General features: G+C 60.8%; 11 protein-coding genes. 2 read left to right on the plus strand and 9 right to left on the minus strand.

All coding sequences use genetic code 11. The features are described 5' to 3' along the window. Positions 1-6: 6 nt before the first annotated feature. The 3 genes from RSF91_RS07185 to RSF91_RS07195 all read right to left on the minus strand — a co-directional run bounded on the left by RSF91_RS07185 (position 7) and on the right by RSF91_RS07195 (position 3,682). Positions 7-984 (minus strand): porin, encoded by a 978-nt coding sequence (locus RSF91_RS07185; RefSeq protein ID WP_332567766.1) that lies wholly within the window; start codon positions 982-984, stop codon positions 7-9. A 181-nt stretch (positions 985-1,165) separates the two neighbouring features. Continuing rightward, complete coding sequence (gene bioB, locus RSF91_RS07190; RefSeq protein WP_442878819.1) at positions 1,166-2,161, minus strand: biotin synthase BioB; 996 nt, start codon at positions 2,159-2,161, stop codon at positions 1,166-1,168. Positions 2,162-2,692: 531 nt separating this feature from the next. Further along, positions 2,693-3,682, minus strand: a complete 990-nt coding sequence (locus tag RSF91_RS07195; protein ID WP_332567768.1) for a porin — start codon at positions 3,680-3,682, stop codon at positions 2,693-2,695. Between RSF91_RS07195 and RSF91_RS07200 the strand changes: the two genes are divergently transcribed. Further along, on the plus strand, positions 3,668-3,886 hold the full coding sequence (locus RSF91_RS07200; RefSeq protein WP_332567813.1) for a hypothetical protein: 219 nt from the start codon (positions 3,668-3,670) through the stop codon (positions 3,884-3,886). The two genes, RSF91_RS07195 and RSF91_RS07200, sit on opposite strands and share 15 nt — an antisense overlap. A 75-nt stretch (positions 3,887-3,961) precedes the next feature. On the opposite strand, the gene RSF91_RS07205 is transcribed toward RSF91_RS07200, so the two are convergent. The 6 genes from RSF91_RS07205 to RSF91_RS07230 form a co-directional block, all read right to left on the minus strand. Further along, complete coding sequence (locus RSF91_RS07205; RefSeq protein WP_332567769.1) at positions 3,962-6,748, minus strand: M66 family metalloprotease; 2,787 nt, start codon at positions 6,746-6,748, stop codon at positions 3,962-3,964. 216 nt (positions 6,749-6,964) lie between these two features. After that, positions 6,965-8,146 carry a Fe-S oxidoreductase gene (locus tag RSF91_RS07210; protein WP_332567770.1) on the minus strand — a complete coding sequence of 394 codons (1,182 nt, stop codon included), beginning with the start codon at positions 8,144-8,146 and terminating at the stop codon, positions 6,965-6,967. A gap of 130 nt (positions 8,147-8,276) precedes the next feature. After that, positions 8,277-9,353 carry a homocysteine S-methyltransferase family protein gene (locus RSF91_RS07215; RefSeq protein ID WP_332567771.1) on the minus strand — a complete coding sequence of 359 codons (1,077 nt, stop codon included), beginning with the start codon at positions 9,351-9,353 and terminating at the stop codon, positions 8,277-8,279. A gap of 100 nt (positions 9,354-9,453) precedes the next feature. Next, on the minus strand, positions 9,454-10,107 hold the full coding sequence (gene alkB, locus RSF91_RS07220; protein WP_332567772.1) for a DNA oxidative demethylase AlkB: 654 nt from the start codon (positions 10,105-10,107) through the stop codon (positions 9,454-9,456). A 34-nt stretch (positions 10,108-10,141) separates the two neighbouring features. After that, positions 10,142-10,939: an N-formylglutamate deformylase gene (hutG, locus tag RSF91_RS07225; protein ID WP_442878816.1), complete on the minus strand. Its 798-nt coding sequence runs from the start codon at positions 10,937-10,939 to the stop codon at positions 10,142-10,144. Positions 10,940-10,950: 11 nt separating this feature from the next. Then, a complete protein-coding gene (locus RSF91_RS07230) occupies positions 10,951-12,339 on the minus strand; it encodes an FAD-binding oxidoreductase (protein ID WP_332567774.1) in 1,389 nt (462 codons plus the stop codon). A gap of 204 nt (positions 12,340-12,543) precedes the next feature. Here RSF91_RS07230 and hutC point away from each other — a divergent pair, with 204 nt between their 5' ends. Beyond that, entirely contained in the window at positions 12,544-13,278 is a 735-nt protein-coding gene (gene hutC, locus RSF91_RS07235) for a histidine utilization repressor (RefSeq protein WP_332567775.1), read from the plus strand. The last annotated feature ends 8 nt before the right edge of the window (positions 13,279-13,286 follow it).

Below are 13,286 nucleotides of genomic sequence, written 5' to 3' on the forward strand. Positions count from 1 at the left end.
TTTTATTTAGAAGGCGTGCGACATACCTACGCCAAAGGACGTTTTAGAACCCTTCTGCTCAGGCCGCTGATGCCCGAGGTTTGCATACAAGATGGTGCGTTTGGACAAGGCATAGTCCGCCCCCAGCGAATAAAACAGATTGGTGTCGTCATTGAGCTTCTGGCGGCCCACTCCGGTCTTGAGCGTGGTCTGCGCATCCAGCTTGTGCGTGGCACCAACAGACATCACGCGTGATCGCCCCTGATTCTGTGCCCTGCGGCTGTCGTCATAAGAAGTCATCAATGTCGTATCACCCCAGCGATATTTAGCGGCAACAAACGAAGCATGATCGCCGCTGCCATTGCGATCAAACGCCAGCATTCCAGCCAGCGGGCCCTGCGCATACTCCAGCGATGCGGCATAAGGCTTGCCGCCGCCCGGGCCTTGCGTGCGCTCTGGCGAGCCACTCAGGTGCAGGGTAAAGCCGCCAAGGGTTGGCGAATCGTAGAAGATGCCGTTGCTGGTACGGCCAAACTCCGGCGCGCCGTTGTTGCTGACGCGATCGGTAGGCACGTAATAAAACCACTGATACCAGGCCGATGAAGCCACGCGGTTCATGTGGCCCCAGGGGTCAAACTTCCAGTCATGCGCCCACAGGGCAGACAGAGCGCGGCCCATGCGCACATGACCCCAGCCACCCTTGAGACCCACCGTCGATTCGCCATGCCAGAACGGCTTTTGCCCACTGCCTTCGCTCTGGCCCGAATCCAGTTCCAGACGATGGCTGAGGCGAAACGTGGTCTTGAGCCCACCGCCCAGGCCTTCCTCGCCCGAGAACGTAACGTGGCTGCGCTGAATCGTGCCCAGCTGGGCCGTGCCGCTAAAGTCGCGGTACATGCCAAGGTCCAGAAAGCCACTGATCTGCACTTTGGAGTCCTGCGCCAGCGCACTGCCCAGCGGCGCAGCCAGCAGGCACAGGACGGCCAGACAGGTAGACGTATTCATGAAAAATTCCTTTGGGAGATTGCTTGTTTTTCAGGCAAGGCTGCGCCCTGCAGACCTCTCATCTGCATCAGGGCACGCCGCAACGCCGCTGGTACCATCCAGCGCCAGCGAGCGGTTTTTTGAATAAAAAAGGCCTCTAGCGCTTATTCATCAAGCGCTAGCAGCTATCAAATCTGATGAATCAGGCCTGTGCCTGCGCAGTCTTGAGGCCTTTGAGACCCAGCTTGCGCATCAACGAGGTGTCCGCTTCCACATCGGGGTTGCCGGTGACGAGCAACTTGTCGCCATAGAAGATGGAATTGGCACCCGCCATAAAGCACAGGGTCTGCACGGCTTCGCCCAGTTGCTGGCGTCCTGCAGACAGGCGCACACGGGCCTTGGGCATGGTGATGCGGGCCACGGCAATCACGCGCACAAAGTCGAGTGGGTCCACCGGGTCACTGTCCGCCAGCGGCGTGCCGGGCACGGGCACCAGGCTGTTGATGGGCACGGACTCGGGGTAAGGCTCCATATTCGCCAGCTGGGCGATCAAGCCTGCGCGGTGCACTTCTGTCTCGCCCATGCCGATGATGCCGCCGCAGCAAACGCTGATGCCCGCGCCCCGCACCGCGGCCAGCGTATCCAGCCGGTCTTGGTACTGGCGGGTGCTGACAACGTCCTTGTAGTACTCAGGCGCGGTGTCGAGGTTGTGGTTGTAGTAATCCAGCCCCGCATCACGCAAGGACTCGGCCTGATGCGGCTGCAGCATGCCCAGCGTGGCGCAGGTCTGCATGCCCAGCCCCTTTACGGCACCAATCAGCTCGTTCATCTTTTCGATGTCGCGGTCCTTGGGTGCACGCCAGGCAGCACCCATGCAAAAACGTGTGGCTCCCGCATCCTGCGCGGCCTTGGCGGCGCGAGTGACTTCCTCCACGCTCATCAGCTTTTCGGCCTTCACGCCCGTATCAAACTCCGCAGACTGAGGGCAGTAGCCACAGTTCTCGGGGCAGCCGCCGGTCTTCACCGACAGCAGCGTCGCCAGCTCGATCTCGCCCGCAGGCCAGTTTTCGCGGTGCACGGTCTGAGCCTGGTGCATCAGATCCATAAACGGCATATCCAGCAGTTGCTGCACCGCCTCCACAGGCCAGCGCTTCTGCTCAGGCACGGCACTGCCCTTGGCGGGCGCATGCCAGTGCATGGTCTGGGTGGAGGCTGCTGCGGCTTGCGCCTCGCTGGAATGCACAGAGGTCTCGGACTCGTTATAGGACATGGCTGTCTCTCCTCAATCGGGGGAATACAGCGCATTTTGGTCAAAAAAATCAATGCCTTACAGAGGCCACATGCAAATAGTCGCAGCCCCAAACGTTACCAAAAGATGCATCATCTTTGCGAGTGATTTGCGCGAACTTAGAAGCCAATCAGACCTTTTTCAAAGCAGCCGCCGATAACTTGCAGTAACTGCAGCGCTTGTGCCGCCAACTCTCAACATTCAAAGTTCGGCGACACTCAAAAATCACCGACAAAGAGCGACGATGGCGACAAAAAATCGCGTTTTTAACGGTTTTTTGTCTCCAGAAGGCAATAAGGGGCACGCAAATCGTTGCGCGCCCCTTCAAAAAAGGCAGATCCGGCCCAGAAACTGGCCGATTTAATTCCTACAAAAGCTGCGGGCCATTCATGGGTCCCTCCCAGCCGCAGTGTTCAGCACTCTTGCGGGCGCTAAACGACCTCAGAACGCGTGCGCCATGCCCACGCCAAACGAAGTCCCCGAGTCCACACCGTACTCATAGCTCTTGCGGCCAATGCTGGCGTACAGCGTGCTGCGCTTGGACAGTGCGTAGTCCGCCCCCAGCGAATAAAAGTGGTTGGTCTGCTCCTGCATGGTCTGGCGGCCATAGCCCGCCTTCAGCGTGGTCGCGCCCACCTGGTAAGTAGCGCCCAGCGTCACCGCCTTGGCAGACAGCGCAGTTTGAGCCACGCGCGAATAGTCCCAGGCGGCCATGACGGCGGCCGCCCCAAAGCGGTACTTGGCTGCCGCAAATGTGTCCTTGTCGCCGCTGCCATTGCGCTCAAAGGCCAGCATGCCGCTCAGGCTGTCCGAGTCGTAGTTGAGCGACGCCGAGTAGCCACGGCCTTCGCTACGCAAAGTCACGGGCACCTGAGTGCGCTCGGGCGAGGCACTCAAGTGCAAAGTGAAGCCACCGAAAGTCGGCGAGTCGTAAAAAATGCCATTGGCCATGCGCCCGTATTCGGCCGCGCCGTTGTTGCTGTAACGGTCGGTAGGCGTGAGGTAGTGCCACTGATACCAGGCAGGCGAGGAGATGCGGTTGAAGTTGGCCCAGGGGTCAAACTTCCAGTCCTGCGACCACATGGCCGACAAGGCGCGCCCCATGCGCAGATGACCAAAGCCGCCTTGCAGCCCTACCGTGGATTCGTCATGCCAGAAAGGCTTGCTGCCTTGGTCTTCCATGCGCCCGGTGTCGATATCAAAGCGTGCGCTCAGGCGAAACGTGGCCTTGAGGCCGCCGCCCAGATCTTCCCAGCCAGCAATGGCCAGATTGCTGCGCTGAATCGTGCCAGCCTGAGCCGTACCGTCAAAGCCGCGATAAATGCCGCCATCAACCAGGCCGTTGATGCTGACATGGGACTGAGCTGCAGCGGGCAGCGGGGACAAGAGAGCAGTGAGACAACCGATAGACAGCCAATGACTACGACGCATGCGGCAGAAATTCCTTTGCAAAAACAAATGACCTTGCTCTACGGCACACAGGCCATAGAAAGAGCAGGCGGGGAGGGCGGGAGACAGGCTCCCAATGACAACGGCTGCAAATGCAGCCGGATTCTTGATGTGCAACAACCCTATGCAGGGTGGTGCAATGAGATCCAAAGCCTACCCAGCAAGTGGGCAGGCTTGAAATTATGAAAGACGGGTCTGACGCGAGTCCAGCCCGTCGTCAGCAGCTGTTCAGCTGCTGAGCTTGCGCAAAAATGCGAGCGCTCAGGGCTGGGGGCCGGCCTGCAAGCGCGCCAGCGGCTCCAGATAGCGGACCTTGTCGCTATCGAGCAAGCTCAATACCTGGCTGTCGCCCGCCACCAGACCGCTCCATTGCTGGTTGCTGCCGCCAGTGCATCTGTAGGTGATCAGCGTGCCCACATTGTTGGTCAGGTAGCCGCCGTTCAAGTCCAGGCAACGATTGCCACGTGCAATGCGCTTGGCAATACTGGTATCCCAGACCTGGCTGTCCTTGGCTAGTTCGCAGGCGGAGAGTTTGATGGCATTGCTGCCACCTTGATCGGTCAGGCACAGACTTAGATCGGCGCGGCTGCGAATGCTGCCGCGCGCATCCAGAAGCCACTGCTCGTTTGCGTCTCCGGTGCACAGACTCTTGCCTGCCACCCGTACTTCCGCGCCCACCTTCTGAACGCAGTTGCCGTTGGCCATGAGCATGGACTGCGCGGCCGGAATCAAAGGCTTGCTTTCCAGGCCCAGCCTCTGAATCAGCGCCAGCAAGGCAAGCTGAGCTGCGGTATTGCCCTGATCGAGTTGATTGGCGTAGTGGGCAATCCAGCGATTCAGGCGCTGGGCATTTTGCTGCTGCGCGGCATAGCGCTCGAACTGTTGACGGGCAGCAGGGCTGAGTTCCTGGGCGTGCTCGGCATAGCTGTCATACAAAAGCTGGTCGGCGCTGCTGAGCGTCAGCACTTTCTTGTCCGCCAGTGCCAGCAAAGCTTTCTCCAGCTCAGGCAGCTCCACCTTGCGAATCGCGGTGTAGCCAGCTTGCTTGCCTACCGTTACCGGGGGCGCCATGGCCGGCAGATTCTGCGCAATCTGCAGCGAGTAGAGCAAGGTGGGAGCGGCAGCGCCGGTCTGGCAGGACAGCTTGGCCTCCGTGGGCTGATCACTCTGCGCCAGATTGACATGCAGCTTGTTGACAAGGCCGGTTTGCATGCGCTTGCCTGCCACGGCAATGCGTTGCGGGCTGCGGCTGGCAAAGCTCACATCCAGCCAGCACTGACGGGCTTCAGTTTGGGAAACAGACTGCGCCGGCAAATTGAAGACATTGCCCCAGTTGCTGCGCGCTGCGGGATAGATCAGCGCTTTATCGGTCTCGGGGTCGTACCCGCCCAGCAAGGTGATGACCGGCACACCCTGTAGCGAAGGCGCGAGAAACTTGCCGCTGGCGCTGTTGTACCAGACCGTCGGCTGGTTGGTCGGCACCGCCGGAGCGAAGGACTCCATGGCGCGGGTGCTGGCGTTCCACTTGGTGTAACCCGTAGCGGAGCCCGGGGTCAGCACGGCCTTGTCCAGACTGGGTTGAATCTTGGTCTGGGTGCTATAGCCCGTGTAGTGGGTGTAAACGGACAGCGCACTCGCATATTCGCCGCCCGACATGGCATCCGAGGCAAAGCTATAGGTATTCTCAAACACCGGCATGCCCCACAGGCCCGCATCCTTGGCTCTGGTCCAGTGCAGATTGGCGCGCATGCGCTTGCGGTAACCGATATAGCCCCATCCGCTGTCATGGTGGTGACCAGACCAGAAACGATTGCCATCCTTTTCGCCGGGATAGTGGCCCAGGCCGTAGTGATGGCCGATCTCATGGCTGAACTCATTGCCCTTGGTGTCGTACAAGGTGAGCATGCCGTTGCCGCCGCTGAGCCCGTGGCCCTGCACGCCATTCGCATACAGTCCACGCGCATGGTGGGCCACTGCGCTTTGAAACACCTGGGGCTGATTTTGCGACGCCATGCCGGAACTGGTCACGCCAAAGTTGGCCAGGTTGATGCCGGTGCTGAAGGTGGACTTGGCGGTGTTCTCGCGCATATCCCCGACATAGTCGCCACCATCGACCGCGCTGGCGGTGTCGTAAATGACTCCGCTGGCCACCATGACCTTGCTCAGTCGCATGGACTCGTAATACGCAGCCGTCAGCTTGGCCAGAGGAACGGTCTGGAAGTAGTCTGTCGCGGCCTTGGCAGGCTGATTGAGAAACCAGTGGCCTTCGGCACTGGATGGTGGATCGGTCAGCATGCCCAGCTCAATACTGTGCACCACCAGCTCTGCAGGCGCGGCAAATTCGATGGCGTTGGCGCTCAAGGTTCCCGTGCGGCCCTTGGCATCGCTGACCCGCAACTCCATGCCCGGCTTGACCCAGTCCCAGGGCAGGACCGCAGACCAGGCGCGACGTGAATACACATAGTCGGGGCGGCCATCGCCATTTTTGTAGTCCGAGCGGAATATCTCGTTGGGGTGGCGCAGTTGCAGCGTGCCCAGGCTGAGTCCGTTCACGGAAACAAACACTGAAATTTCCTCAACGCCTTGCAGCGAAACATCTGGCGTGACCAGCAGCAAGGCTTCGCGCTCACTGGTCAGCGTGGGCATGTGCTTGGCAGTATTGCCGCTTGGATCCACCGTATGACTCTGGGCAAACTGCACCATGGCCGGCAAGCTGCCTGCCAGGTCGTTTCTGACGGGACGGACCTGACCGGTCTTGTCGCGGTCGTAAAAGCCCAAGGCGTTGAGCGAGGCATATTTTCCGCCTAAGGGCTCTGGATAAGGGTCGACCACGACAGGGGGAAGCACGCCTTCATCATCACCTCCGCCGCTGCTTCCACCGCTGTCACCGCCACCCTCTGCAGGTGGAATCACAGGGGGGGGAATGCTGGGCAAACCGCCGTTGTCAATCGGCGGTTGTGAAACCGAGTTTCCATCCTCTCCTCCTCCGCATCCGGCCAAAACCGTCATGACCGCGCCTAGCAAAGCCGCATTAAATCGGTGCTGCATGAGATCCCTCTTCTTATAAAGCCGGAGATTCTAGGAAGCGCTTTTATTTCAAAATCTGAAAAATCAGGTGTTATTTGAAAATCTATGTAACAGAGTTACAGATGGATACTTTTGCTCGATGCCGATTAAAAACAAGAGCAATCTTTTCTTGATTTACTTGATGAAAATCACTGCAAGCGCCTGGAAAAATCGCTGCGATTTCGATCAGGGTGCAGGTCAGGCAGGCGCTGCCACGCGCGAGCTTGTCCAGATGCGATTCATCTCGCTGCAAAACGGCTGGGCACAGGGGGCCTGCCCTTGATACTGGCAACCTTCCGTCATGCACAAATGCGAGCGGTGCTCACTATTGCGGCGCGGTATGGGCAGGGCATTGACGGCCTGCGCGGCCGCCATCATCAGCCAGGGGTCTGACCTGTTTTGCAGCAGTTGCTGCACCTCTTGCGCCAGCGCAGGAGCAGGCATGGCCAGCGGCAGACCGGCCAGCTGAGCCGGAGTCGATTGCGCTGCTGCGGCGCTGACAGGTTGCAGCTCCAGCCAGAGCAAAGCGCTGGTAGCAAGCCCTGAAGTCGCACCTGCAGCAGGCCCTTGCGGCTGCAAGACCAGCGCCAGCGGGCCGCTGGAGAGTGCGGACAGCTCAGCCACCGGCAAGCGCATAGGAGCCATGCCTTGGGCAGGGCTGGCAGAAGGTGAAAGAGAGGGCGAAGGCACAGCGGCCCCCACCGCCTGCGCCCATGCGGCAGGCACTTGCAGCGTCAGCGAAAAGCCGCGCTCGCCTTGCGGGGTGAGCAGCGTGCCTTGCTGCACCAACCAGTTTTGCAGCAGTGGCAGGCGCGGGGCAGTTGTGGCGACTGCAGGGCTGCGGCCCGCTTGCTCCAGTGCGGCGGCCGCCGTGGGCGACAGTGCCGCCGCCGTTTGCAAGGCCGAGCTGGGTGAAATGAAGCGGGGCGAGGTCGAGCCTGATTGCGCTGAAGCCGCCTGAACCAGAGCCTGCATCAGTGCCACAGAGCCCTGCTGCCCGGCCAGCAATTGCAAGGGCTGAGTCTGGCCTTGAACCGTGACCTGAATCTGCGCCAGCAGGTTCTGTAAAAACTGTTGCGTGGCCGCAGGCAGACCTTGCGTGGGCCATGTGGCCGCAGGTGCGCCGGGGCTGCCTTGAATTTGCAGGGCCAGCTGAGCAATCAAATGCTCAAAGGCTTGCAGCTTGAGGTTTTGCAAGGTCTGCGCTGACCATTGCACGCTGCTCGTCACAGGTGCTGCGGGCTGTGTGGATTGCACCTGCCCCGCAGCGGGCAAAGCGGCAGCAGGAACCGCCGCCAGCGCGCCCACAGTCGCCTGAGTCTGCCCCGTGGGAACAGAAACCGGCAATACGGGGGTGATGGGGCGCAGGGGCTCAGTCATGGCAGTCCAGAGTCAATCGCAAAACAGGGATTGCGCCATTGTGCGGCCCTGCCAATCGGCTAAATCGACTATCAAAAACAGAGCTCCAAGCGCTTGATGCATAAGCGCTTGAGCCTTGTTTGGCTTGAAATCAGGCTTCAGCCGGATAGAAGAGCTTGCGCGTGGTGGTGCTCTGCACCGCCTGAGCAATGGCACCAATGTGGTCAGGCGTAGTGCCGCAGCAGCCGCCCACGATGTTGACCAGACCTTCGGCCGCGAACTCGTGCACCAGGCGGCTGGTGATCTCGGGCGTCTCATCAAAGCCGGTGTCGCTCATGGGGTTGGGCAGGCCGGCATTGGGGTAGCAGCTGATGAAGGTATCAGGCGCGGCCTTGGCCAGCTCTTGCACATAGGGGCGCATCAGCGTGGCACCCAAAGCGCAGTTCAGGCCAATCGACAGCGGGTTGGCATGGCGCACGCTGTGCCAGAAGGCCGTCACGGTCTGGCCGCTCAAAATACGGCCCGAGGCATCAGTTACTGTGCCGCTGATCATGATGGGCAGCAGCTGGCCGGTTTGCTCAAACGCTTCATCCACCGCAAACAGCGCGGCCTTGGCGTTCAGGGTATCGAAAATCGTCTCGACCAGAATCACGTCAGCGCCACCTTCGATCAGCGCCAGCGTCTGCTCCAGATAGGCTTTGCGCAGCGATTCAAACGTGACGTTGCGAGCCGCAGGGTCGTTCACATCAGGACTGATGGATGCGGTTTTGGGCGTAGGGCCCAGAGCACCCGCCACATAGCGCTTGTGACCCGGCGTGCTGTACTTGTCGCAAGCCGCGCGGGCCAGCTGGGCGCTTTTCAGATTCATCTCATAGGCCAGATCGGCCATGTGATAGTCATCCTGCGCAATCGTGGTCGCACCAAAGGTGTTGGTCTCGATCAGATCGGCGCCAGCGGCCAGGTATTTTTCATGGATGTCGCTGATCACATCGGGGCGAGTGATCGATAGCAGCTCGTTGTTGCCCTTGACGTCGTGGGCAAAGTCCGTGAAGCGGTCACCCGCACCATCGGCACCGGCATAGCCTTGGCCACGGTACTGGGCCTCGCCCAGCTTGAAACGCTGAATCATGGTGCCCATGGCACCGTCCAGAATGACAAGACGCTTGGCAAGCGTGGCAGGCAGATCCTGGGCTCGGGTGTAGGCGGGGGTGGTGTGCAGCTGGCTCATAGACCGCCATTGTAGGAAAGCTGGCGGGGTCTGCAGGCCAGCCGGGCATTGCCGACCAGGCATCGCCTATGCAGATGGATGCCCTGCCGGCCAGCGAGACTCAGAACGCGCGCTTGGCCATGCGAAAGGTCAGGTTCCAGCGCTCTGCGCCCAGCAGGTGATGGCGTCCGTCCTTGAGCGGATTGACGCCGTGATAGGCCAGCCGCGTCGGCCCGCCCCAGACCAGTACATCGCCATGAGTTAACGCCAGTCGCCGGGCCGGGTCCTGGCGCGTTAACCCACCCCAGAGAAAGGTGCAGGGCAAACCCAGCGAAACCGAAACGATGGGGGCAGCAAAGTCCGCCTCATCTTCATCACGGTGCTGCGTGAGCTTGGCACCGGGCCGGTAGCGGTTGATCAAGCAGGCATCGGGCACAAAGCCGGCATAGCCCGCTAGCGCAGCCGCCAGCCCTGCCTGCTGCAAAAGAAATGGAGAAATTGCAGGCCAGCTATTGCCAGACAATGGGTCAACGCTACTGTAGCTATAGCACTTTTCATCCGACACCCAGCCCCAGTCACCACAATTGGTCATGGCGACGGATAGCGGCGCGCCGCCGGGCCGGGTCATGATGCGAAACGGGGACTGGGCCTGAACCTGCTGCACCTCGGCAATCCAGCGCTCGGCCTCGGCAGCCGCAAAGCCGCGCAGCAGTACCGCGCCTTTATCCAGAACTTCCGGGTCGCGGACTTCGGTATCAAACAGGGGGTAAGTCATGGCCTTCCCATCATAGAAGACTCAGGCGGAGCATTCAGCGGCTTTGTGCAAAACTCAGCACGGCCTGCAGCATCTGCTGCAGCGTGGGCTTGATCTGGTCTGCCACGCCGGGCAGATAGTCAAAAGGCATCTGCTCCTGCATATAGCTGGACTGAGTCATCTCCAGCTGTACGGCGTGGAAGCCCAGCTCAGGCTGGCCGTAGTTGCGCGTGATGTAGCCGCCCTTAAAGCGGCCGTTGAGCACGCTGGTGTGGCTGGGTGACTGCTGCGCAATGTCCAGCAATTGCTGGGCCAGTGCCGCATCGCAACTCTTGCCGTCAGCCGTACCCAAATTCATATCCGGCAGCTTGCCTTCAAAAAAGCGCGGCAGTACTGAGCGAATGCTGTGCGCATCCCACAGCATGGCCACGCCATGCAGGCGTTTGATGCGATCCAGCTCGGCGCGCAGCTGCGCGTGGAAGGGCTGCCAGTACAGCTCGCGGCGGCGAGCGATCTCGGCATCATCAGGCTCATCCGCCTTGCTGGCATAGAGGGGCTTGCTATCAAAACCATCAACAGGGCACAGCCCTGTCACGCTCTGGCCCGGATAGAGACTGGCCCCATCTGGCGAGCGATTCAGGTCGATCACATAGCGCGAATGCGTGGCCACGAGGATGGAGGCGCCCAGCGCCTTGGCAAAGTCGAAGAGCGCTGGCATATGCCAGTCGGTGTCATGCACTTCGCGCCCCTCGGGCGTGAGCTTGGCGGCGATGTCGCCCGGCACATAGGTGCCGGTATGCGGCATGGAGATCAGCAGCGGCGCATGGCCCTGGTGAAAGATGAAAGAAGGCATCGATGCACTCATCACAGCTCGAACACCTTGCCGGGGTTCATCAGCCCCAGTGGGTCCAGCGCCAGCTTGATAGCTCGCATGGCGGCCATTTCGGCAGGGCTGCGGCTGTTGCTCAGATACGGCTTTTTGTGCAGACCAATGCCATGCTCGGCCGAGACACTGCCCTTGAACTCGCCCACCAGCCGGTACAGCTCAGCTTCTACGGCATCGCATTCGCCGTTCACGGTGGCTCCATCCACAGACACATGCAGATTGCCGTCGCCCACATGGCCGAAGTACAGCGAATGCTTTTGCGGCCAACGCGCAGTGAAAGCGGCTTCGCAGGCATTGGCAAAGCGACCAATATCGGCCTGCGGCAGGCTCACGTCGAAATTGATGGCCGGGTGCATATTGTTGTTGAGCTCGGCCGGGGCTTCGCGCAGCTTCCACAGCTGCTGGGCCTGCGCCACAGACTGGGCAACGATGGCATCCAGCACCTCGCCCGCTTCCATGGCTTCTTCCAGCACTTGCTGGATATCGTCCTGCAGTTGTGCCTCGTTCTTGCCATCTACATTGATCAGCGCCAGCATGGGGTGGCGCTCGGCAAACGGGGCCGAGAGCTTGAGCCAGGAAAGCGATGCCTGTACAAAGCTGTCCCACATCAGCTCATACGCCGCCACGCTGTTGCCAAAGTGCGATTGCATGCGCCCAAGAACAGCTAGCGCCGTGTCAAAGTCAGGCATGGCGACCAGCGTGGTGGCCGTGGCCTTGGGTGCGGGGCGCAGGCGCAGCAAAACGCGGGTAATGACGCCCAGCGTTCCTTCAGCGCCGATAAAGAACTGCTTCAGGTCGTAGCCCGTGTTGTTCTTGATCATGGGGCGCAGCATGGGCAGCACCGCCCCATCGGCCAGCACGACCTCCAGCCCCAGTACCTGCTCGCGCATCATGCCGTGCTGCAGCACGCCGTTGCCACCGGCATTGGTAGAGACATTACCGCCAATCTGGCAGCTGCCGCGCGCCCCCAGGTCCACGCCAAACACCATGCCTGCGGCCACAGCGGCTTCTTGCACGGCCTGCAGCGTCACCCCTGCCTGCACCTGCATCAGCCCCGTCTGGGGGTTGATGTCTTCAATGCGGTTCATGCGGTCCAGCGACAGGGCCACCGCCCCCTGTGTGGGCGTGGCAGCGCCAGCCAGCCCGGTCATGCCGCCTTGCGGCACCACCGCCACCTTGTGCGCCGAACACAGGCGCAGCGCCGCGCTGACTTCCTCAGTGGTACGCGGGCGCACCAGAGCCAGCGGCTGCTGGGGCGGCGTTCCGCTCCAGTCCGTGTGGTAGCGCTCAGGCACATCGGCGCCGCACAGCACCACGTCGGCACCAAGGGTGGAAATCAGTTCTTGAATCAATTGTTCTTGGGACATCAGCAACCTTTCACGCTGCCGCGCTGCGCCTTGATCGGCGGGCCATGGCCTGAATATTCGCGGGGAGCGTGTTGACACGGGAAGATGACTCGATTGTGCGCGGTAGACACAGGCCTCACGCACTGGGAAATACTTAATCCCTTATCTGCAGCAACTTTGCGCCCCTGTAGTGACAGACCCGCATTTGCTGGTGTAATTCAACCCATGGTCACACACTCCTCCATGTCGCTGCACGGGAAAATTCTCACCGAGATTGAGCAAAACATTCTCAGTGGCCGCTGGCCGCCCGGCTACCGCATCCCCTCTGAGATGGAGCTGACAGTCCACTACGAATGCTCACGCATGACGGTGAGCAAGGCGCTGAACAAGCTGGCTCAGGCCGGCCTGCTGGAGCGCAAGCGCAAAGTGGGCAGCTTTGTCACCCGCCCGCACACCAGCTCGGCCGTGCTGGAAATTCCGGATCTGCGCCAGGTGGTGCTGGGCATGGGGCTTGAGTACTCCAGCCAGTTGCTCAGCCGCAAGCAGCGGCGCAGCACGCGCGATGACATGGAAGCCATGTGCATGGACAAGCCCGGCCCTATCGTGCATGTGCTGTGTCTGCACATGGCGGGGCAACGGCGCTTTTGCATAGAAGACCGCCTGATTAACCTTGAATCTGTACCCGACGCCGAACACGAGTCGTTTACCGAGCACAGCCCCAGCTCATGGATGGTGAACCATGTGCCGTGGAGCTCGGCCGAGCACCGAATCCGCGCCGAAGCGGCGAGCGAGGAAAACGCAACCCGGCTGGAGATTACCCCCGGCTTCCCCTGCCTGGTGATTGACCGCCGCACTTGGACGGGCCGACTGCCCATCACCTTTGTGCGCCTGACCTACCCGGCCGACCTGTACGAGCTGGATGCGCATTTTTCGCCCTCCACCATCGCCCCTGCGGCCTGATTGCGCAT

The organism is Comamonas sp. (assembly GCF_036643215.1).
Lineage (GTDB): Bacteria > Pseudomonadota > Gammaproteobacteria > Burkholderiales > Burkholderiaceae_C > Comamonas.